This is a genomic window from Duncaniella sp., from assembly GCF_029054785.1.
Taxonomy (GTDB): domain Bacteria; phylum Bacteroidota; class Bacteroidia; order Bacteroidales; family Muribaculaceae; genus Duncaniella.
The window spans coordinates 1-22,482 of record NZ_JAIDEN010000031.1 but is presented as its reverse complement, the minus strand read 5'-3'; the positions used below and the strand labels follow the sequence as shown (position 1 = coordinate 22,482).

Here is a 22,482-nt window from a genome sequence, read left to right as displayed (position 1 = left end):
TCCTTTCTCATTTACAACAATTTATCTAAAAGATACACCACTCAGATTTTAACTCTTGTTTTTAAACAACCTCTTAAAACTAAGCCCAGTAACAGTATTGAAGACAAAATCCTGTTACTGGGTTTCGTTTATCTGTATGGCATCACACTGCATATGCTTAATCTGGAAAATGAACAGCATATTCTCAGATCTGATATCGGACATTGAGAATAATCGGAGGAGCAGAATCAAAGAAGGGGACAAGCCCCAAATTGAGAATTTATATTTCCCGTGACACTATTTATCATAATAGTGATTATGAGCAAAAGTATTATCTTTTTCGGTCGCTATTCATATTGGTCACATTTCATTACCAGCACGCATTCATTATTCCATTCCCCCTGATTTTCTGTTAGGTTTATTTACGATAGAAAACAGATTCTCCTTGCCACATTTGAATGAAATGCGACAAGGAGAATTTTTTTGATGCGGGAATGTTTGTGGCTGTGTTATTTCCCACAGAGATGTTTTACATCCTGAAGCATATAGACAATCTGATTTCTTAATGTAGCCAACGGTGATGGCTGCTTCTGTGGATTATCATTAACCATTACGATCGGGGCATATTTTATCCGCAGTTTCTTGTAATGACAATAGACATTCAACAGCCGTTCCGACATATATCCGAATATGCGGGCCTGATATGGATATGGGGAAATCTTGACTCTTTTCTCAACTTCAAACAAGATGTCAAACATCCAGGTTGTATAATCCTCAAAGATTTCCTGCGATGTAATAAACATGTTGTAATGAGCAAGCTTATTGTTATGCTCCATGACTTCATCAAAAGACTCAAGCATTTCAGACGAACGGTCCGAAACTACATCCCTCAAGGTATTGTAATCTTCCATTATATGGCAAATCAGATAGTCTGTTTTCAGAGAAAACGGATATATCTTACGTTTCGCCAACACGATATCATAACTCTTAAAAATATCATCGATATTAGCGGGTAATTGAGGCGGATTTGCGAGCGCCTGTTCAACTGTAAGATCTGAATAACTCTGGCCATAAGGAAGTTTGAGACTGAGATCAAAATAGCGGCGATAATGCGATAGCCCGATGTATTTTGTCTTTTTGGCGGCATTCTTCCAATACCAATAATGAGCAGTCAGTTCACAAAAATTCGGATTCTTAATTGAGATATTGTCACCTGTGTCATCTCCGACAATTCCAAGATCCTCCGAAGAGCGAGCCTTTCCGACATGTATTGGCATGAATCCATCACCGGAACGGAAGTAGTCTTTTTTATGACAACACACCAACATTGTGATGTCCTGAGAATTAGAGTTCATTGGCAAAAGTATTTAAGGCATTTCTAACAATAGGTGCCATGTCATAGTATTTGTATTCAGCAAGACGTCCGCCGAATATTACGTTTGGTTCGGCAGCGGCAAGCATGCGATATTTCTCATAAATTGTCTGATTATGAGTATCATTCACGGGATAAAAGGGCTCCATACCTTCTTCCCACTCGGTAGAATATTCGCGAGATATGACGGTTTTGGGATTATCATAGACTGCATTGCCGAAAATTTCGAAATGCTTATGCTCGATGATGCGGGTATAAGGTACATCGGAAGCCGTATAGTTAATGACCGCATTCCCCTGATAATTAGCCGTGTCAATCACCTCGGTTTCAAAACGGACTGTACGATATTCGAGTTTCCCGTAACGATAGCCGAAATACTCGTCGATCTTGCCGGTAAAAACTATTTTTTTTGCGATAGATTCCCAGTGATGGCGATTCGAGAAAAAGTCCGTGTTGTGGACGACTTCGATTCCCGCAAGAAGGCCGTTGATCAGGCGGTTGTAGCCTCCGATCGGAATTCCCTGATATGTATCATTGAAATAGTTGTTGTCAAATGTCATTCTGACCGGAAGCCGACGGATAATGAAAGGGGGCAGTTCAGTGCAACTGCGTCCCCACTGTTTCTCCGTATAGCCCTTTATCAGCTGCTCATAAATGTCACGGCCGATCAGCAGCAATGCCTGTTCTTCCAGATTCCGAGGTTCGGAGATGCCTTCTGATTCCATATATCGTACTGTTTCTTCCCGCTGCTCTTCCAGTCGTGCCTGAGCCTCTGCCGGAGTCCTTACACCCCACATCCGATAGAACGTGTTCATATTGAACGGCAGATTATAGAGCTGACCGTCAGGCGCCAAGGCTACCGGGCTATTGGTGTATCTGTTGAACTGAACAATTGCGTTGACAAAATCCCAGACCTCTCTGTCAGATGTATGAAAAATATGGGCACCATATTTATGCACATTGATGCCTTCAATTTCTTCACAATATATATTCCCTCCTGAATAAGGGCGTTTGTCTATGACAAGACAGCGCTTCCCTGCCCTATTGGCAAGAAATGCGAAAGTTGCGCCATAAAGTCCGGCTCCTACTATTAGATAATCATACATATATCAGAGAGATTTTATTTTTGTTTTGACTAAATCTACTATTTCGATAATCACCGTATCCCTGAGCATCCACAGCGTTGCGGAATAGACACAGAGTCCGACAGACAAACCGACAATCAACTGTGTCAGATATGCCGAAGTCAACATCCGGCTTACATAAACGGCAAGTCCCATTACTCCGGTTGCTATTATAACCTTGTGGTTTATTAGAGCGGATATTCTGAATGGATAATATTTTCTTCCCAAAACAATCTGAAGAAACAATACGGTCAGTTCAGCGATAAATGTGGAAACTGCCGCTCCGACAGCACCCAGCGACGGAATCAGCAGGAAGTTAAGCAGCAGATTCATAACCGCTCCCCCACTCACGCTCAAAATTACTAATCTGACCTTATCCATCGGATAGAGAATCTGTATGCCCATCAGATTTGTAAGACTGATGAACACTATTACAGGAGCGGTGATATAGAGCACCGAGATGGAATCCCGAAATTCCTGTCCGCAGAATATCATTGTTACAGGGGTAGCCAGAACCATAAGTCCGACGGTCATCGGCAATGCGATTGAAATTGTCAGGCTGAGCGATTTTTTTATCACCGAAGAGAATCCGTCCATGTCACCTGATTTTATCAAGTGGGAACATCGTGGAAGCAATACGGTTCCCAAAGATGTAATCAGGGTCAGCCCGATAGTGGATATTTTATTACCTGCGGTAAAAAAACCGACAGCTTCATCTCCACTGATAAATCCAAGCATGATTGAATTGAGCTGAATATAAAGGCTGATGATCAGATTTAGGACAAATACATTCAAAGCCGGCTTCAAGTGACGCAAAATGCGCAATCCTCTGAAATTCATATTTTTCAGGGAGATATACTTTCTCAGATGCACAAAATTGGCCAGGTAATTGCCGACAGTCGATCCGACAACTATGCAGCCATAGGCTATCAGATCTGACGATGAACGCACGAAGACGAATAGAGAGGCCGCAGCCAATGTTCTTATAATCAGAGCCCGGATGGTTATGAATTTGAAATCTTCAATTCCTTGGTAGAACCATTCGACACCAATCGATGAAAACAGGATGGACAAGCTAAGTATATAAAACAATGTCTGAGCCTGATGTATCTGCGGGACAAATTTCGCCAAAGCCCAAACAAGAACATATGCACACAGGCATAACAATCCGCTAAGCATCAAAATTTCAACCGTAAACTGATCTCGCGCAGCCTTGTTGTCACGGCACTTCGCAATCTCTTTTACGGCATACATCGGAATACCGAGAGTCGACACCAGGATTATATAGCAGACTATTGAATTCAGAAAGTTGACCGTCCCGATTCCTTCAGGCAAAAGGATTCTTGCCGCATAAGGGAAAGTAATGACGGGAAAAACGATTCCGGTAATAGTATTCAGGCCATTAAGGATTATATTTGTCTTTACTGAAGACATTGATTTTGGCAGATGATAGAAAACAAAATGATACAATTACATATCAACCACGACAAAATTAAAAAAATAAGGTTGATTATGCAAGAGCACTGCCACAGAAAATCCATTAACACTATTTTAGCAAATAAATTGCTCTTTCAGACATGTTGGCAGTCAGGTTGGTTAATTCATATTCTATTTTGTTAAGTCTCTTGCAAATATCTGTCTTCCGAATTAATTTTGCACCAAGTCAATAAAAGAAATACATCATAAAGTTCTCTATATACCTGTTTGATAAAACCCCTTTTATGTGATTCTTGCCACAAAAGTATTTTATTCTTAATCCAATCAAAGATAAACATCTCTTATCCTTTTCTGAATTTTAAATTACCGCTATTTATCCCTAATCAATCAGTAGTTATCACCTACTAAAACATCCTTTATGGCTATAACCCATAAAGGATGTTGAAAGATGAGTTTGAGAAAACAAATACCGATAATTAGAATTGATGATTATAATTTCGAGCGCTCCACTGCGTGATGCAGCGGGCGCTTTTTGTTTTATGCGAGATCTCGGAGGCTCAAAGCCACGACGTTTTCCACATGTTGCGTGTGGGGGAACATGTCGACCGGCTGCACGGCATCAATATCATACTTCACATGAAGCAATGCCAGGTCGCGGGCCTGGGTCGCCGGATTGCAGCTTACATAGACTATTCTTCGAGGCGCGGCATCCAATATGACCTTGACCACATCTTCGTGCATTCCCGCACGCGGAGGATCGACGATCATCACATCAGGTCTGCCATGAGCCGCGATAAAATCCGAGGTGAGCACATTCTTCATGTCTCCGGCATAGAATTCGGTATTGTCAAGTTTGTTGATCCCGGCATTGACTTTTGCATCCTCAATAGCTTCCGGGACATATTCGATGCCGATGACATGGCGGGCATTTCGGGCCACGAAACAAGCGATGGTCCCGGTGCCTGTATAAAGGTCATACACAAGTTCCTCTCCTGTCAGTCGGGCAAATTCACGGGCTACGCTGTAAAGTTTATAGGCCTGACGGGAGTTGGTCTGATAAAATGATTTCGGTCCGACTCTGAATCTCAAGCCTTCCATTTCCTCTTCAATGAACTCTTTGCCTTTATAGAGGTGTATCGTCTGATCCGAAATTGTATCGTTAACCTTTGTATTGACAACATAGAGCAACGATGTGATTTCCGGGAATTCCTTGGCCACTGCATCAAGCAAGGTATCAATCTTCTCCGCGTCATCTTCACCGAACACCATCACAGCCATTACCTCTCCGGTAGATGAGATTCGGATCATAAGAGTGCGCAGCAATCCGTGCTGTTCTCTCAGATCATAGAATGAATAATCGTGATCCATTCCGAAGCGCTTGATAAACAGTCTCAGCCGATTACCCAGATCATCCTGAAGGTGACATTTGTTGATGTCAAGGACCTTGTCAAAAGCGCCTGATATATGAAAGCCGGCCGCGCGTCGTTCAGGAAACTCCTCGCCTGAACGCAACTGATCAAAAGTCAGCCATTTCTTATTGGAAAATGTATATTCCATTTTATTGCGGTACTCCCAGATTGATTCCGAGCCCAGGATCGGAGTCAGTTCAGGGAACGGGATCTTGGCAATCCGCTGCAAGGCATCTTCGACCTGTTTCTGCTTGCATTTCAGCTGGAACTCATAAGGCAAATGCTGCCAGCGGCATCCGCCGCACATCGTAAAATGCTCGCATCTCGGCTCGACTCTTATTGCTGACGGTTGTGTCAGTTTTTCAATATGACCTTCGGCATAACTGCGTTTCTTACGGTCTATCTTGACATCCGCAATATCGCCCGGCGCGCCGAATGGAATAAACACGACCATCTCATCGACTCTTGCAATAGAGTTTCCTTCTGCTGCAACATCGACTATTTCAACACCGCTCAACAGCGGAAGTTCTTTTCTCTTTCTTGCCATTTCAATTTGATTGTATCTGTTGTTAAACAACCTCTTAATTTCACTTACAAAAATTTCGTCGGCAATGGTTTGGAGAGCCAGTTACCGACGAGTGTAGTATTCAGTAAGTTAGGTTAAGATAATTCTACAATTATTTTATCGTCAAAATTAATCTTTATTTCGATATAAATCAATTTCGCCGCCTGTATTTAACCTTATTTAACCGACTGCAAGCCTGATTTAATCTGAGTATTTTTCAATCTCAACACAACAAACAGCGTGAGTATGGCAGACGCGGCAATAAGCATCGGGGAATCAAGTCCCCAATGGTCTATCGGGTTGTCTCCCCCACCCTGTGAAGCCAAACTATATTTCCATGTCGAGTAAACTACGATTGAATTGTTCAGAGCATGTATGATTGCCGGAAGCCACAACGAATTGCTCCACCACAGCAGGTAGCCGAAATAAGCTCCCAAGAGCAGCCTTGGAACAAATCCGAAAAACTGCATGTGAATTGCACTGAAAATAACAGCTGTCAGCCAGATCGCCAAGTGCCGGTTCATGCCTGAACTGTAAAAAAGCTGTTGCAAAGCTCCTCTGAACAGAATTTCTTCGCTAAGACCGGCAAGAACGCCAACAATCAACAGATCTATGACCAGCGAACCTATTGAATCTCCTCCTAAAAGAATTTTCACTGAATTGCGGGCCTCCTCCTCATGTGATCTCATCCATTCTTCCAGTCCGCTCAGAGATTCCGGCAACACAAGGCTGTCATTCATCATCACAATCCAGTTCATCAACGGAATTGAAACGAGCATTGCAACAATCGCCAGAATCAGTTGCCTGGCCGAAAATACCGAGTCTATTCTCAGGAATCGTGCCGGCAAAGCAGAGATTATCACAGCCGTAAGAACTGCCGGAAGTATGAAAATCACACAATCCTGTATGACAGTCGCTAACCTCAAGGATTTTGTAGTGATCCCATTATGCACAATAAAGCCCACGAATATGGTGCCTATAAGCGCACACACAACGAGAGTTATGATAAAGAACAGCAGACGTTCGGATGGTTTAAAACGAAGATATTGCATTGTTAAGATTACTTATCAAGATAAAACGGAAATGTGAGCTGCTGATAATCGGCTGTGTATTCATTCGCTTCATTGCGGATATACAAGTTGTCAGTCTCACATGGAGAGTCGAGAAACCTCTCGGCTACAACTTGCCACAAAATGCGCAATGCGCCTTTACCGGCTTTTGAATACACGGTGGTCACATGTTTTGGAGCAAGTCGCCCGCATGACAGCAGCCATTCGATCTCATCCTTTCTCCCTGACGGGGATATAAATGCCAATGAGTCATCACGCGTCTGAAGCTGCCGGGAGGATATTTCGATCAGAGATTCAATGCCGAACGACTCTCCATGTCTTGCCAGTGCTCTGTGGCTGTCGGGCGACTTGAGGGGCTCATTAAAAAAAGGCGGATTTGAAACGATCAGCAACGGCGATGACACTTCAGGAAAAGAGACAGTTATGTCGCTTCGGACAACTTCGATTCTCTCCCCCCAAGGCGAAGAATCAGCATTCGACTGACAGCACCTCGCTGCATCTTCGTCAATGTCGACCGCGTAGATCCGGGCATCCGCAGTCCGTTGGGCCATCATGAGAGATATAAGTCCTGAGCCACACCCGGCATCGACTATATTGCAGGCATTCCCGATCTCTGTCCAGCAACCGAGCAAAACGCCATCAGTGCCGACTTTCATCGCACATCCGGAATCGTCTACGGCAAACTGTTTGAATTGAAACATATCTCAGTCTACAATTAATATGCAAAACCGACATTGTCGACATACAGCGTCAGGCCCTCTGTGCCGACATAAGGCTCACCGCTACCGGCTGAAAACATCACAATGATGTGAGTCGGCGCAGCTCCGGCAGAATCCCAGCCCTCCTCTGTCACCGGCACCATCTTGCCTTTGGAGTTGCGGGCATAGTAACGGTTGTCCCTATTCCTTAATTGAAGATATTCCGGGACAGCTCCTTTGGCGCTGAGATCGCCATAGACAAATGGCAGGCGATGGCCGTTAGCCCATGAAGACGCTTTTGTGAAATATTCACCGGCGGTCGCAACTCTTTTAGCATGAATGTTGCCATCAGCATCTTCCCAACGACGTTGCAGGAAGACGAAAACAACAGCATTGTCATGGCCCGGCAACTGCTTTTTCGAGCTAAATCCCGTTGACTTTATACGATAGTTGACATTAGGCATATCCACCTTATAGTCAAACACCAGTGCTGTCGGACGTTTAGTAAACGGAACTCCCATTTCCATTTTTGAATACGGGTTCTTTGTCGAGGTGACTGGTTCTATCATCTGACCGAGAAACATTGAACCGGCAACCATCACATCCATATTGATCAGACCGAGCACTTTCACATTCTCAATCTGAGTACATAGCTTTGCACACTTGTTGTTAGCCGAGCGCTCAAACGGATAAACGGCATTGGAAGTCTTCACTACTCCGGACACTTTCGCATAGACATTACTTGTGCCCCACGGAGAGCCGCCAAGGTTTGAATATGGTTTATTCCCGTCAATAGTCTGTGCAGGACCGATCTCATAAATCGTTTTATCGTGACCTCCGATGACGGCAGACTCATGAATATGGCGTGTCACCCAATTTGAAAAATCGCCATACTTGATCCGTTCGACTGACTGGGCATATACGGAAGAGGCACAACAGATCATGCCTGCACCTAAAAGCATATTTCTTAATGTCATCATTCTCATATTAATAATTTGGCCGGAATGTTCAGCGGTTGTTCAGTAACAATGGTTAAAGCCATAACATCTCGGTTTTGTCTAATGTTTATGCAAACAGGGTCCTGAAAGCCTCCTCGACTTTTGCGACCTCTATGATTCTGATATTGAGCCCGGATGTATCAATTCCCTTAAGATTATGCCTGGGTATGATAATTGTCTCCATCCCTAACTTCTCGGCCTCGCGTATGCGCTGCTCTATGCGGCTGACCGGACGGACTTCACCGGAAAGCCCGACCTCTCCTGCCATACAGATTCTGTTCGGAATAGTCATATCGACATTTGATGACAGAATCGCACAGATCACAGCCAGATCCAAAGATGGATCATTGACTTTCATTCCTCCGGCAATATTAAGGAACACATCTTTTGCAGCAAGTTTGAACCCGACTCTCTTTTCCAATACCGCCAGAAGCATATTCATCCTCTTGGAGTCAAATCCGGTCACTGAACGCTGTGGCGTTCCATAAGCCGCCGTGCTTACCAATGCCTGCACTTCGATCAGGAAAGCCCGGACACCTTCCATCGTAACGCCGATAGAGATTCCTGACAGCTCTTCATCACTTTGGGACAGAAACATTTCCGAGGGATTGGAAACTTCACGCAACCCTCTCTGACACATCTCATAGACTCCCAGTTCGGCGGTAGAGCCAAAGCGGTTTTTTATGGATCTCAGAATCCGGTAGATATTCTGTCTGTCTCCCTCAAACTGCAAGACAGCATCGACGATATGTTCAAGCACTTTCGGGCCGGCAATACTGCCCTCTTTTGTTATATGCCCAATTAGGAGTACCGGTACGGATGTTTCCTTTGCATATTTCAGCAATTGTGCAGCACATTCGCGAACCTGCGACACACTTCCGGCCACTGATTCTATGGCGTCCGAAGCAATTGTCTGTATCGAATCCACGACAACCAGTCCAGGGTCCACATATTCAATATGCTCCTTTATGTTTTCAAGCGAAGTCTCACATACGATATATACGTTGTCGTTCGGACGGCCTATGCGGTCGGCGCGCATTTTCAGCTGGCGGGCACTCTCCTCGCCTGAAATATAAAGTATTTTTCTTGAGCGAATCGAAAGTATGTTCTGAAGGACCAATGTCGATTTGCCGATACCGGGTTCACCACCGATCAGCACCAGGCTTCCGGGCACAAGTCCGCCACCTAACACACGATTCAACTCGGCACTCGGCATTTTTATGCGGGCCTCGTCCTGAGTCTCGATCTCATGGATCAACTGAGGCTTTGCCTTGGCTGATTTGCGCGAAGGTGTAAGCGTTCGCGATTTCTTATCCTCGGAAACCACCCGCTCTTCCACCATTGTGTTCCATTCGCCACATGCCGGACATTTGCCCTGCCATTTGGAAGACTCAGCGCCACAACTCGTACAAAACCATGCTGTCTTATTGCCCTTCATAAAACGGGAACTCTTTTCAAATTAATTGGTTGTATGATATTTTTAAACACCACGGAATTTGGCCAGGGTTATGGCTGTGGCTATTGCTGCATTCAGAGATTCCCCTGTCGGTTCTCCTGGCGGATACGACGGAATAAGCAGTCTGGCTGTCACGTGTTGCTCGACCTCTTCCGAAATGCCATTGCCCTCATTACCTATGATGATGATACCGTCAGCGGAAAGACGTGCATCACTGATACTGTTGCCGTCCAAGAATGTACCATAAATATTTTTTGCACCTGAATGAGCGATCATTTCCGGCAGATTCCCGTAATGCAGTCTTACGCGTGAAATGGACCCCATCGTAGCCTGAATAACTTTCGGGCTATAACAATCGACAGTCCCTGTTCCACATAATATATCACGGATCCCAAACCAGTCAGCGACTCTTATGATTGTGCCGAGATTGCCGGGATCCTGAATAGCATCGAGGGCAAGAACGAGATTCTCAACAGCGATATTTTTTTCAAGCTGATATTCCGGAATCTCATAGACAGCAATAACATCTGTCGGAGTAACCAGGCTTGACATTTTTGCAATATCCCCACCAGAACATTCAACTATGGCTGAATCGGCAAGCTGCCGGGCTACCTTCATGTTTGCCTCTAACCAACTTTTAGTCGCAAGAAGATGCTTTAGTTTAAAAAACGGTAGTGTGTCAAGCACACACTTGGAGCCTTCCGCTTTAAATGCCAGTTCGCGGCGCCGATGTTTTCGCTCGTCAAGAGATTTGACCTGTCGGCTCAGATTATTTGTGAGTATTGCCATTTAGAGGATACTTAAGAATTGCCAAAACATTTTCAAAGTTACGTATTTTTGTAAAATTATACAAAAGTGAGATCCGGCGAAAACGAAAATTGGAGATTTTGACTAATTTTGCAGCAAATAATCATTGAATATGCTGTCTACTTTATATAATAATGTCTTCGGCTCTATGCCGACTGACATCCAGCCTCTTACACCGGCTGGTAGCAATCGTCGGTATTTCAGGCTCAGAGGCCAAGAGACCGTAATCGGCGTAATCGGCACATCTGAGGCTGAAAACGAAGCATTTATCTATCTGTCCGAGCATTTTTCATCAAAAAATCTCCCGGTTCCGAAAGTTCTGGCGGTTTCTGCTGACAGACTATGCTATCTCCAGGAGGATTTGGGTGATATATCATTATTTGAGCTGCGTGAAGATGTCTCCTTATTAAAGGCGACTATCGCCACGTTGCCGGACTTCCAGTATTGTGGCGCTGATGGCCTCGACTTCGGCAAGTGTTATCCCGTGGAGTCATTCGACAGTCAATCAATTTTGTGGGATCTGAATTATTTCAAATACTGTTTTCTGAACACGACCGGCGTCTCCTATGATGAAAGCCGCCTGGAAACAGAATTCCGGCTGATGGCCAACCGACTGAGCCAGTCCGGACAGCCGACATTCATGTATCGCGACTTTCAAAGCCGCAATGTAATGATAAAGGATGGATCGCCATATTTCATCGACTTCCAGGGGGGACGCAAAGGGCCTGCTGAATATGACTTGGTCTCTTTTATTTCACAGGCACGAGCCGGTTTCCAAAAGCATATAAAAGAAGAACTGATCGACACCTATATCACGGCTGCCGCGAAATACATCAGTCTCGATTCCGCCGCATTCAGAAAGCGCCTGTCCGAATACGAATTGTTGCGCAATCTGCAAGTCCTTGGAGCCTATGGCTTCCGCGGAAAATTCGAACGGAAGCCACACTTCCTGAAAAGCATTCCGCTTGCTTTGGAGAATCTTCGCAATCTGATCGGAGATCAACATGAGTCATCATACCCATATCTTACTGAGATCCTGACAGCCATGCTGGATAAAGCTGAAATAGGCTCCAGTGTTCATCAGGTGCCGGACAAGGCAAGTTCGCTGACAGTCACAGTGTACAGTTTCTCATATAAAAAGGGAATCCCGGAAGATAACAGCGGTAATGGCGGAGGTTTTGTATTTGATTGCCGCGGCATGGAAAATCCGGGCCGTTATCAGGAATACAAGACTGTGACAGGGCTTGAAAAAAGTGTGATAGATTTTTTGGAGTCGAAAGGAGAGATACAAACGTTTATGGAGCATTGCTACGGATTGGTGGATCCGTCCGTTGATTGTTATGACCGCCGCGGCTTCACATCTCTTACCGTTAGCTTCGGATGCACTGGAGGACAACACCGCAGTGTCTATGGCGCGCAGCACATGGCCGAACATATAAAATCTCTGTATCCTCATGTCACCGTCCGTCTTATCCATCGTGAACAGAACATAGACCGTACATTATGAAAGCTCTTATTTTTGCCGCTGGACTTGGCTCCCGCCTGGGATCCATCACTCAGACTTGCCCCAAAGCTCTTGTGGAGGTCGGAGGTGAGCCGATGCTCAAGAGAGTAATCCTTAAGCTCAAAAGAGCCGGAATAGATGACATGGTTGTAAATATACACCACCATGCCGATATGATCCGCGATTATCTCTCTTCCAACAATAATTTCGGCGTGAATATTCTGCTTAGTGATGAAAGTAACGAACTTTTGGATACAGGCGGTGGACTGCTAAAGGCAAAAGATCTTTTAGGAACAGACAGTCCTGTCCTACTCCATAATGCCGATATCCTGACCGATTTCAATGTGTCGGAGATGATCGAATCACATCGGAAATCTGAAGCCGATGTAACTCTCCTTGTTGCCCAACGGACCACTTCACGCTACCTGCTTTTCGACGACACATTGCGAATGAAAGGCTGGACCGATATCCGGACCGGAGAAATCCGATCGCCTTGGCCTGAAGATGAGGCCTCCGCTTGTCAGAAATTGGCATTCGGAGGAGTCCATATTGTGAATCCTTCTGTGTTTCCACTTCTTGAAAATTATAGCCGGGAAGCTAAATTCTCAATCACCCCATTCTATACATCTTCATGTAAGTCGCTTCGGATTTCAGGATTCATTCCTGCTGAAAACTACAATTGGGTTGACATCGGAAAGCCGGAATCACTCAAGGTTGCTGAAAATATTGTTTCAGGATTTCAGCCGATAGCTGGGGCGGAGTATTGACAGCCAATAACGCCGGCGATTTTTCTTCTGCAATGAAAGTCGGGAACACTTCATCCAGATCTGACAATGAAGAGGCTTCATAGTATGCAAATCCATATCCTTCAGCAAGGTTTCGCAACGGTAAACGTGTGCCAACAGCCAAAAAGTCCTCCGTTTCGGGCAGATTTGAGGTGGCAGATATAAAACGGAATATTCCACCGCCGCCATTACACAGCACAATCATCTTGAACCGGGGTGACATCAGTGTGGACGACAGTGCTGAAATGTCATACTGAAAACTCATGTCACCGCTGATCAGCAATGTCACATCGTTATACAGAACAGAAGCGCCGAGCGCGGTTGACGTACAACCGTCGATTCCACTGACACCACGGTTACATTCACAGCGGTGCAGACGCACACAGTCCATCAACTGTGCATAACGGACAGAGGTGCCGTTCGATAAATGCAGGTTCCATTGGCGTGGCAGATGGCTGATAATATATGAAAATGCCGTGAGATCACACCAAGGTGCATTCCGGATATATGACTCATGCGAGGCGATTGCTTTCTCATAAAGTTCATGCCAACGGGATGAGTAGTCACACGGCTCCTTATGGATCTGCAAAGCGGAAGCAAGCTGACGCAAAAAGACATGAGCATCCATCCCGATGCGCAATGTCAGATGCTTGAAGCAGTCGACCGTCACATGAGACAATCCTACATGCCAATGCTCGACCGAACTATTCATCGAGCGTATCCATTCTTTGACATGCCTTGACACCAATGCCCCTCCGGCAGTAATCACGACATTTGGCTGAAGCTGCTTTTTATCATCAGCCGACAGAATCCGCAAAGTCATGTCAATCCTCGAAATGAACGACGGGGAGTGAAGATTTGCAATTGATTCTGTCATCACTACTACATTTGGCAAGCGCGCAAGTTTTGCAAGAGCACGGTTAAGACTCTCGTCAGGTTTGTGAAAGCCGACAATTATCAGGACCTTTTTAGGTGATGCCAATCGCTCACCCAATTTGCGGGCTTCGGATGTTGACAACTCCATAGGCGGAGTAACCATCCGGATCACTCTGCTTGAATCGGGCTTATAATCCGTCATCATGTTCAATGGTGAGTCCAGACGTATATTTATATGAACAGGGCCTGGGCGGCCATTCTCTGCTTCAATGAGAACATCGTTTATCTCACGGTTGCACATCCACTTCCCGTTCTCAAACTCCAGATGGGCTGCAATATCACAACTGCGCTTGACGTATGGAGCCAAAGCGTTTTGCTGCCACAAAGTCTGTGAATCATCCTGATCTATCCATTCCTCAGGACGGTCTGCTGAAATGACAATCAGAGGAATGCCCCGATAAAAAGCCTCAGCCACAGCCGGAGCATAATTCAACAATGCAGTGCCGCTTGTACAGACCAATGCGACAGGCGTGGCACTTTGGATAGCCATACCCAACGCGATAAATGAGGCTGAACGCTCATCAATGACTACATGACTCTCCAGATCTTCCCTGCGTGTCAATGCGATGATCAACGGTGAGTTTCGGCTTCCCGGAGAAAGGACCACATGCTTAATGCCATGTGCTATAAGAAGATCCGCCAGTATATTGCATGAAAGCTTGTCAGTTGTAATCATTGTCGGATTATTGGGTTTGAAATAGTTCCAAATGCAAATTTACAAAATATTATCCCCATATCAGGCCAAATTACTCAGGAATGTGTTATTTTTGTAAACGCAAATAATCATCAGTATGTATATCGCATCTCAGAAACACAAAGAAAATATAGCGGAATATCTGTTGTATATGTGGCAGATCGAAGATATAATCCGCGCCAACAGACTTGATATTGAAAAAATTGAGAAAAATGTCATTGACAGATTTCAGTTAGAACCCGCGCAGAAGAAAGAGATGATCGAATGGTACGAATCTCTGATTGACATGATGCGTCGCGAGGGTGTCGAAAAGAGCGGACATCTGCAACTGAATAAAAATGTGATAATCCAGCTGACTGATCTTCATCTTGCCCTCTTGAAAGACCCGCGTTTCCCTGAATATACCGCTGAATTCTATAAAACCCTACCCTATATCGTCGAGCTAAGAGCCAAATCCGGAGAAAATCCCACGGGCGAAATCGAGACATGCTTCAATGCTCTTTATGGAATGCTCATGCTTCGACTGCAAAGCAAAGAAGTGACACAGGAAACCCGACAGGCTATCACTCAGATCACCAGATTCATCGCCCTCCTGACAAAAGATTATCATCTTGACCGGGAGGACAAACTCTTCCCCCCGGATCAAGATTGATATATCTGTATTTACTTCGGCACAGCAGCTTTGACTACTTCGGTCAAAGTCGGGTGTGCATGTACGGCATCAGAAATTGCTGAAGCTTTGAGGCCGGCAGTCATGGCTGTCGCAACTTCCTGCACAAGATCAGCGGCGTGTGCGCCACAGATGTGACAACCGAGCAATTCATCGGTCTTGGCATCGGCAATTATCTTGACCAGACCGTCCGGCTCACCCATCGCAAGCGCCTTTCCATTGGCTCTGAACATGGCTTTCCCAACCTTGATCTCACGGCCTTCGGCATTGCATTTTTCTTCTGTAAGCCCGACCATCGCACATTCCGGCTGAGTGAAGACCGCAGCCGGAATTATATCAGTCAGTCGTACTTTGCCTAATGCAACAAGTCCGTGCATGTATGCCGCATGGGCAAGCATACATCTGCCGTTGACATCGCCAATGGCATAAAGTGTCACGTCTGATGGATCAGAACCGTCAAACAGAACTTTCATATTGTCATCAACGGCAATCGCACCACGCTCTATCCTGACACCGAGTTCCGCAAGGCCTTCCGGCAGAACTGCCTTACGCCCTACCGCCATCAGCACCTGATCAGCTTCCGCAGTTTTGGTTTTCCCTTTGACATCATAACTTACGATCATGCCTGGTTCGATGGCTGTAACCTGGGCCGCAGTCACGATTTCAATGCCGCGACGCTTAAGCGCAGTCCTCAATCGCTTGGCGATCTCCGCATCAAACGGAGGCAATATCTCCTTGCAATATTCCAGAACCGTAACTTTTACACCAAAAGCGGAAAAGATCGAGGCAAATTCCATCCCGATCACCCCACCACCTATTATAATAAGGCTATTGGGAAGTGTCTGTATTGAAAGAATCTCGTCACTTGACATTGCAAGTTCCTTACCCGGAATATCAAGCGCCGCAGGTCGGGATCCTGTCGCGATAAATATCTCAGGTGCCGTATAGCTTTCACCATTCACATCCACAATGGATGCAGTAATGAATTTTGCTTCGCCACGGATGATTGTCACATCTTTCAGGACCATTCCGACACTTTCACGAAGACCGGCAAGAATCTGCTCTTTCCTGGCCATGATCTGAGGCAGATCGATCACCGGCTCACCGGAGCTTATACCGAATTCAGCAGAATTGCCTATTGTCAGGGCCACTTCAGCCGAACGACAGAGAGCTTTCGTCGGGATGCAGCCACGGTTAAGGCAGGTGCCACCCAATTCATCACGCTCAATCACCGCGACTTTACGGCCAAGGGCCGCGGCCTCGGCGGCTGCTTCATAGCCGCCGGGGCCTGCCCCTATTACGATCAGATCAAATCTCTCCATAACTTTCAGAGGTCAGCAAAAGTTACAACCGGATTGAGAGCGGCAGCTGTATCATCCGGCCTGCGTATCGGAGTCTCCAATGGAGCTTCTTTTACCTTTTCCGGTGTCTCTAAGGACTCACGTGCGATTTCACGCATGACTCCTATAAATTCATCAAGCGTTTCCTTGCTTTCGGTCTCGGTCGGTTCGATCATCAAAGATTCATGGAACAAAAGCGGGAAGTAGATTGTCGGTGCATGGAATCCATGATCAAGCAATCTCTTGGCGACATTCAGAGTTGTGACTCCGGTCGATTTATCAGCCAGCCCGTCAAAAACAAACTCATGTTTGCAGACACGGTCAATCGGCAGAAGATACAGATCTCTCAGACACTCTTTGACATAATTGGCATTAAGAGTAGCCAGAGGTCCGGCCATCTTCAATCCATCAGCACCTAATGAAAGAATATAGGACAAAGCACGGAGTTCCACTGCAAAATTGCCGAGCCACGCCGACACTCGTCCGAGTGCGTGAGGTGCTTTTTCAGTGCCGAAATCAAGTTCAAACAAAGCATCACCATCATGCTGATGTCTGACGACTCGTGGATTCGGGAGGAACTGCTCAAGACCAGCTCTCACGCCGACAGGACCGGCACCGGGGCCTCCTCCTCCATGAGGAGTCGAGAATGTTTTGTGAAGATTTATGTGCATGACATCAAATCCCATATCGCCCGGACGTGCTACTCCCAACAGAGGATTCAGATTTGCTCCGTCATAATATAGCAGAGCGCCACAGGCATGTACCATCTCTGCAATCACAGGGATGTTATGCTCAAAGATTCCGACCGTATTCGGATTTGTCATCATGACTGCCGCTACCGTATCGTCGAGCAACGGTTTCAAGGCTTCGACATCCACAGTGCCGTCAGCGAGACTCTTGACTTCCACCACTTTCAGACCCGCGACAGCTGCTGACGCAGGATTGGTGCCATGAGCCGAATCCGGTACGATCACTTTGGTCCTCTTCAGATCGCCGCGGCTTTCATGATAAGCGCGGATAACCATCAGACCTGTCAACTCGCCATGAGCGCCGGCGTAGGGGTTGAGAGTGAACTCTGCCATTCCGCCGATTTCACTCAGCATCCTCTGCAATTTATAGTAGGCCTCAAGAGCGCCCTGGACTGTTGCGGATGGCTGGAACGGGTGAAGAGCGGTGAACGCCGGCAGCGAGGCCATTTTTTCATTGATTTTGGGATTGTACTTCATCGTACATGACCCAAGAGGATAAAAACCCGTATCGACTCCGAAGTTATTGGCCGACATATTGTTATAATGTCTGACCACACTCGGCTCATCCACTTCGGGAAGCTCAGGAGCGTTCTGCCGAAGCAGGTTGCCCGGCAGAGATGACAGAGCGTCATCACATCCGTTCTTCGAAAGATAGTAGCCCTGACGTCCCGGACGAGAGAGCTCGAAAATAAGCTTGCCGTAATATTTTTTATTCATTGTTGTGGAACGTCAGTTAATCGTTGATATTTTTGTTTTCTGTAAATGAAGGCACTGTGGCTTTTGAGAAAGTCTCAGCCCGCCAGATATAACGGTCGATCTCCTCGCGTGTGCGAGTTTCGGTTACGCAGACCAAAAGTTCATTGTCCGAAAGCATGACACCGGGCAGACAGCCGCAAGATGTGCAGACTTCCATGAAATCAACCAGCTTGACCTCTCCTTTGAACTTCACCACAAACTCATTCAGGAATGGCTTGTCAGGATATTTGAGCTCGAATGCACCTGTCTCCTCAAGTCTGCGGGCCAGATAATGGGCACCTGCCGCAGAAATCTCATTGACCTCACGCAGACCTTTAGAGCCCATCAGCGAGAGATAGACCGAAGCGTAAAGCGCCATCAGGCCTTGGTTCGAACAAATATTCGAAGTTGCCTTGTCGCGTCTGATATGCTGTTCACGGGCCTGCAACGTGAGGACAAACACACGGCGTCCGTCAGCATCCGTTGTCGCGCCGACTATTCGGCCGGGGAGCTTGCGGATAAGCGCTTTCGTGCAGCACATATAACCCAGATACGGACCTCCGAAGTTCAAAGGCATTCCGAGTGACTGGGCTTCGCCTGCGGCAATGTCGGCGCCCCATTCTCCGGGAGTGCGTATAACGCCCAATGCCGAAGCAGGCGCTGTCATTATAAGCAATGCCTTGGCGGCATGCACTTTGTCGGCAAAACCGGTATAGTCTTCAAGAATACCATAATAATTGGGTGTAGCCACGATGACACCGGCAACATCTCCGGCAGCGAGCATCTCGTCCATCACAGCCGCATCTGTCACACCATCCTTTTCAGGGATGGTGTCTACTGTCACTCCATGATAATGGGCATAAGTGTCAATGACCTCGCGATAGATCGGGCTGACCGTGGCGGAAACAAGGACACGATTGCGTTTGCGAGCATGAGCGACAGCCATGAGCATGGCTTCCGCCACTGCGGTAGTACCGTCATACATCGATGCGTTTGACACATCCATTCCTGTCAGCTGAGTCATCATCGACTGATACTCGAATATATATTGCAGAGTACCCTGAGAGATTTCCGGCTGATAAGGGGTATAGGCCGTGAGGAATTCCGAACGCGAGAGAATCGACGGTATCACCGCCGGAGAATAATGGTCATAGAATCCTGCTCCGGCAAAGCAAGTCAGAGGCTGGTTTTTCACCGCCAGTCCTTCAAAAAAGTCCCGGACCTCCTTTTCGCTCATCTGAGGCTGAAGGTCATAGTCCCTCTTAAGTTTGAGGGACTCCGGGACATCGCTATACAGATCATCCAGACTCTTCATGCCGCAGCGTTCAAGCATTTCGGCAATGTCAGTGGATGTATGTGGGAAATATCTGTGTATCATATCTTATTTCTCTGCTTCGCAGTGAGCCTTATAAGCATCTTCATCCATCAGGTCATCAAGCTGAGAGGCATCCGAAAGCTCAACCTTGATGATCCAGTTGGCCATTGCATCCTCATTGATGAGACGGGGATTGTCAGCAAGTTTCTCGTTGACTTCCAGAACCACACCACTGACAGGAGAGATGAGGTCACTGGCTGCTTTTACGCTTTCGACAGCGCCGAAATCCTCACCGGCTTCGACGTCGTCGCCCTCGTCAGGCATATCGACATAAACAACGTTGCCTAAGGCATGCTGTGCATAATCGCTGATACCGATATAACCGATATTGCCGTCTACTGTAATATATTCGTGGCTGGGAGAATAATATGTCTTGCTCATGGTAATAATTGTTTTAAAATGATTATTGATTATTGGGTTATTTCTTATATGATTTCTTGTAGAATTTTTTTGCTGTCACTCGTGCGGGGAATGTCTTGCGGCGCACACGAACTTTAAGTTCATTGTCTTTTGCCGCATAAGGTGTGGCGATCAGTGCGGCGGCTATACTCTTGTCAACTGAAATGCCTCGGTAGCCGGTGGTGACATAGCCGATGACTTCATCCTGGTCATTCAGCACTTCGCATCCGTGGCGTGCGATCGCACGGTCAAGAATTTCCAGTCCGACCAACTTGCGCGGTGCGCCTTCCGCTTTCTGACGTGCTGCAACTTCCCGCCCGATAAATTCAGGCTTGTCAAGTTTTACGAACATCGAAAGACATGCTTCAACCGGAGTGATGTCATCTGCAAGCTCATCGCCGTAGAGAGGCAGTCCGACTTCAAAGCGCAAAGTGTCACGGCAACCAAGTCCGCATGGAGCCACTTTGCCTGAAGCCATCAGTTTGTCCCAAAGATTCACGATTGTGGCATGATCGGCATAGATTTCAAAGCCGTCTTCGCCTGTGTAGCCTGTACGGCTCACAATTATCGGCTGTCCCTCCAATGAGGATTCCAGGAAGGTATAGAATACCAGGTCCTTGCAGCGGATATCCAATATGTTTTCCATTACGGATTCAGCCTCCGGGCCCTGGACTGCCAGTTCGCCATAGGCTTCGCTGACATTATTGACAACTACATCGAATGAGGCGGCCTGAGTGTTGATCCAATCTACATCTTTGTCGATGTTAGAGGCGTTAATCACCAGAAGGAAATTGTTTTCGCCGCGTTTATACACAAGCAGATCATCAACAACACCTCCGGCATGGTTCATCATCATTCCGTAAAGGATACCACCATCAGGCAGACCTGTGACATCGTTAGTGAATATATAGTTTACAAACTTCTCGGCTTGCGGGCCGGTGACAGTAACCTCACCCATGTGCGAGACGTCAAATACGCCACAGGCCTCACGCACAGCATTGTGTTCTTCAATAATTCCTTTATACTGGATGGGCATATCAAATCCGCCAAAAGGGCTCATTTGTGCTCCAAGAGCGACATGGCGATCATGCAGACACGTTTTTTTCAGATCTTCCATTTGAGATGAATGTTTTGTTTTGGTTCTCAGAATATAAGGTTAATTAATTGTTGCGATGTAAGAGCCGGAACCAGGTCGGAGACAGCAACTGAATCCAATGTCTCCGAAACTTTCAGACGTTCATAAGGACAACCGACAAGCAGATTTTTCAGCACAGCTGCCGCATCGGCATTTTCAAGGTAATCTCCTGTCATTTCGAAATCGGAAATCAATCCGCGGGAGACTGTCATGTCTATGCAGACTTCTCCCACACCTTCAATCCGTTCGCAAACCTGAAGAGAGCCTTTTGGATTCTTGCCTCTCAACCATGATTCGGAATAATAAGCGGCTTCGATTTTTTCAATTTCTTTCAGTTCTTCCGCTGTCAGGGTCAGCACCTCTCCCCCCATAGGGACAGTCTTAAGAACGTGGTCAAGAAAATCCGAGATTGAGAGATCCGGTAATTGTTCTTTGATTGTCGTCACCCGGCTGCGGGTCGACTTGACTCCATGCGAGGCCAATTTCTGTTGGGACGGAGTGAGAGCTTTGCCCATCAGCACCGGATCATAGTCATAAAGCATTGTGCCATGCACGATGCTCCGTCCGGGAATATGGTAATATGAATTGCCGGAGACTTTCTGATCGCCGATCAGGATGTCATTGCGGCTATTGTCAGAGGCATCAAGCCCTAACAGCCGGAGAGAGGCCACAACCATTGATGTGTATTTGCTGAAAGTCCCACATACGTCGTCCGAGGAAGTAATATATGAAAACATTATATTATTCATGTCTGCGACCACCGCGCCGCCCCCGCTTTTGCGCCGGACTATTTCCACTCCTGCGTCACGGCAGAAGTCCACATTGACTTCTTTTGCCATCTGCTGGTTACGGCCGATTATAACAGTCGGCTTTACCTGCCACGCGAAAAAGAAATCCCTGTCAGGATATTTTTTCGCAAGATATTCCTCTTCCGCAAGATAGAATGCCAGGCGGCGAGGTTCGGATTCATTTATGAGGACTAAATCCATAGTTGTAGTTCATGTATATTAGCTTGACGGAATCAATTTGAGTCCACTGCAAAAGTAGTAAAATTTATGAATACTCCAACTTCTGCGAGAAAAAATATTCCGGTACTCAATATTTTATTTAGAGGTCGTTTTAAAACAAGAGTTAAAATCTGAGTGGTGTATCTTTTAGATAAATTGTTTTAAATGAGAAAGGAGCATAGCGAGCTATGCGACTGACGAATTTCAACAATTTAGCAAAAGAGACACCAAGGCTCAG

General features: G+C 46.3%; 20 protein-coding genes. 4 read left to right on the top strand and 16 right to left on the bottom strand.

Translation table 11 applies throughout. The features are described 5' to 3' along the window. Positions 1-207: hypothetical protein (locus tag K2H17_RS02170; protein ID WP_300130875.1), on the top strand; the 207-nt coding region annotated here is incomplete at its 5' end. A gap of 281 nt (positions 208-488) precedes the next feature. On the opposite strand, the gene K2H17_RS02165 is transcribed toward K2H17_RS02170, so the two are convergent. The 9 genes from K2H17_RS02165 to K2H17_RS02125 all read right to left on the bottom strand — a co-directional run bounded on the left by K2H17_RS02165 (position 489) and on the right by K2H17_RS02125 (position 10,897). Then, positions 489-1,334: a DUF4422 domain-containing protein gene (locus K2H17_RS02165; RefSeq protein WP_300130873.1), complete on the bottom strand. Its 846-nt coding sequence runs from the start codon at positions 1,332-1,334 to the stop codon at positions 489-491. After that, positions 1,324-2,457, bottom strand: a complete 1,134-nt coding sequence (gene glf / locus K2H17_RS02160) for a UDP-galactopyranose mutase (protein ID WP_300130870.1) — start codon at positions 2,455-2,457, stop codon at positions 1,324-1,326. Before glf ends, K2H17_RS02165 begins: the two co-directional genes overlap by 11 nt. A gap of 3 nt (positions 2,458-2,460) precedes the next feature. Continuing rightward, positions 2,461-3,909 carry a flippase gene (locus K2H17_RS02155; protein ID WP_300130867.1) on the bottom strand — a complete coding sequence of 483 codons (1,449 nt, stop codon included), beginning with the start codon at positions 3,907-3,909 and terminating at the stop codon, positions 2,461-2,463. Positions 3,910-4,449: 540 nt separating this feature from the next. Continuing rightward, positions 4,450-5,868 carry a 23S rRNA (uracil(1939)-C(5))-methyltransferase RlmD gene (gene rlmD / locus K2H17_RS02150; RefSeq protein WP_300130865.1) on the bottom strand — a complete coding sequence of 473 codons (1,419 nt, stop codon included), beginning with the start codon at positions 5,866-5,868 and terminating at the stop codon, positions 4,450-4,452. Positions 5,869-6,062: 194 nt separating this feature from the next. Then, positions 6,063-6,938: a type II CAAX endopeptidase family protein gene (locus K2H17_RS02145; RefSeq protein WP_300130863.1), complete on the bottom strand. Its 876-nt coding sequence runs from the start codon at positions 6,936-6,938 to the stop codon at positions 6,063-6,065. Positions 6,939-6,946: 8 nt separating this feature from the next. Continuing rightward, entirely contained in the window at positions 6,947-7,657 is a 711-nt protein-coding gene (locus K2H17_RS02140; RefSeq protein ID WP_300130860.1) for a methyltransferase, read from the bottom strand. A 14-nt stretch (positions 7,658-7,671) separates the two neighbouring features. Next, positions 7,672-8,634 carry a PCMD domain-containing protein gene (locus K2H17_RS02135; RefSeq protein ID WP_300130856.1) on the bottom strand — a complete coding sequence of 321 codons (963 nt, stop codon included), beginning with the start codon at positions 8,632-8,634 and terminating at the stop codon, positions 7,672-7,674. A gap of 85 nt (positions 8,635-8,719) precedes the next feature. Continuing rightward, on the bottom strand, positions 8,720-10,090 hold the full coding sequence (radA, locus tag K2H17_RS02130) for a DNA repair protein RadA (protein ID WP_300130854.1): 1,371 nt from the start codon (positions 10,088-10,090) through the stop codon (positions 8,720-8,722). A gap of 42 nt (positions 10,091-10,132) precedes the next feature. Then, positions 10,133-10,897 (bottom strand): RNA methyltransferase, encoded by a 765-nt coding sequence (locus K2H17_RS02125; protein WP_300130852.1) that lies wholly within the window; start codon positions 10,895-10,897, stop codon positions 10,133-10,135. Between the two features lie 130 nt (positions 10,898-11,027). On the opposite strand from K2H17_RS02125, the gene K2H17_RS02120 reads away from it, so the two are divergent. Together K2H17_RS02120 and K2H17_RS02115 are read left to right on the top strand one after the other, a co-directional pair. Then, positions 11,028-12,422 (top strand): RNase adapter RapZ, encoded by a 1,395-nt coding sequence (locus tag K2H17_RS02120; RefSeq protein ID WP_300130850.1) that lies wholly within the window; start codon positions 11,028-11,030, stop codon positions 12,420-12,422. After that, positions 12,419-13,186 (top strand): nucleotidyltransferase family protein, encoded by a 768-nt coding sequence (locus K2H17_RS02115; RefSeq protein ID WP_300130848.1) that lies wholly within the window; start codon positions 12,419-12,421, stop codon positions 13,184-13,186. The genes K2H17_RS02120 and K2H17_RS02115 overlap by 4 nt, the downstream gene beginning before the upstream one ends. Here the strand turns inward: K2H17_RS02115 and menD are convergent. Beyond that, positions 13,128-14,816, bottom strand: coding sequence for a 2-succinyl-5-enolpyruvyl-6-hydroxy-3-cyclohexene-1-carboxylic-acid synthase (menD, locus tag K2H17_RS02110; RefSeq protein ID WP_300130846.1), 1,689 nt, complete (start codon positions 14,814-14,816; stop codon positions 13,128-13,130). The two genes, K2H17_RS02115 and menD, sit on opposite strands and share 59 nt — an antisense overlap. A gap of 115 nt (positions 14,817-14,931) precedes the next feature. Here menD and K2H17_RS02105 point away from each other — a divergent pair, with 115 nt between their 5' ends. Beyond that, on the top strand, positions 14,932-15,486 hold the full coding sequence (locus K2H17_RS02105) for a DUF4924 family protein (protein ID WP_300130844.1): 555 nt from the start codon (positions 14,932-14,934) through the stop codon (positions 15,484-15,486). A gap of 11 nt (positions 15,487-15,497) precedes the next feature. On the opposite strand, the gene lpdA is transcribed toward K2H17_RS02105, so the two are convergent. From lpdA to K2H17_RS02075, 6 genes are read right to left on the bottom strand one after another with little or no spacing between them, the layout of a single operon-like run. Beyond that, the gene (gene lpdA / locus K2H17_RS02100; protein ID WP_300130842.1) at positions 15,498-16,826 is read right to left on the bottom strand and encodes a dihydrolipoyl dehydrogenase; all 1,329 of its coding nucleotides are present in this window, start codon (positions 16,824-16,826) and stop codon (positions 15,498-15,500) included. 5 nt (positions 16,827-16,831) lie between these two features. Further along, complete coding sequence (gene gcvPB / locus K2H17_RS02095) at positions 16,832-18,310, bottom strand: aminomethyl-transferring glycine dehydrogenase subunit GcvPB (protein WP_300130841.1); 1,479 nt, start codon at positions 18,308-18,310, stop codon at positions 16,832-16,834. A gap of 16 nt (positions 18,311-18,326) precedes the next feature. Beyond that, positions 18,327-19,706 (bottom strand): aminomethyl-transferring glycine dehydrogenase subunit GcvPA, encoded by a 1,380-nt coding sequence (gene gcvPA, locus K2H17_RS02090; protein ID WP_300130839.1) that lies wholly within the window; start codon positions 19,704-19,706, stop codon positions 18,327-18,329. Positions 19,707-19,709: 3 nt separating this feature from the next. Next, on the bottom strand, positions 19,710-20,084 hold the full coding sequence (gene gcvH / locus K2H17_RS02085; protein ID WP_300130837.1) for a glycine cleavage system protein GcvH: 375 nt from the start codon (positions 20,082-20,084) through the stop codon (positions 19,710-19,712). A 37-nt stretch (positions 20,085-20,121) separates the two neighbouring features. Then, complete coding sequence (gene gcvT / locus K2H17_RS02080) at positions 20,122-21,219, bottom strand: glycine cleavage system aminomethyltransferase GcvT (protein WP_300130835.1); 1,098 nt, start codon at positions 21,217-21,219, stop codon at positions 20,122-20,124. Positions 21,220-21,245: 26 nt separating this feature from the next. Continuing rightward, on the bottom strand, positions 21,246-22,226 hold the full coding sequence (locus K2H17_RS02075; protein WP_300130825.1) for a lipoate--protein ligase: 981 nt from the start codon (positions 22,224-22,226) through the stop codon (positions 21,246-21,248). Positions 22,227-22,482 lie beyond the last annotated feature (256 nt).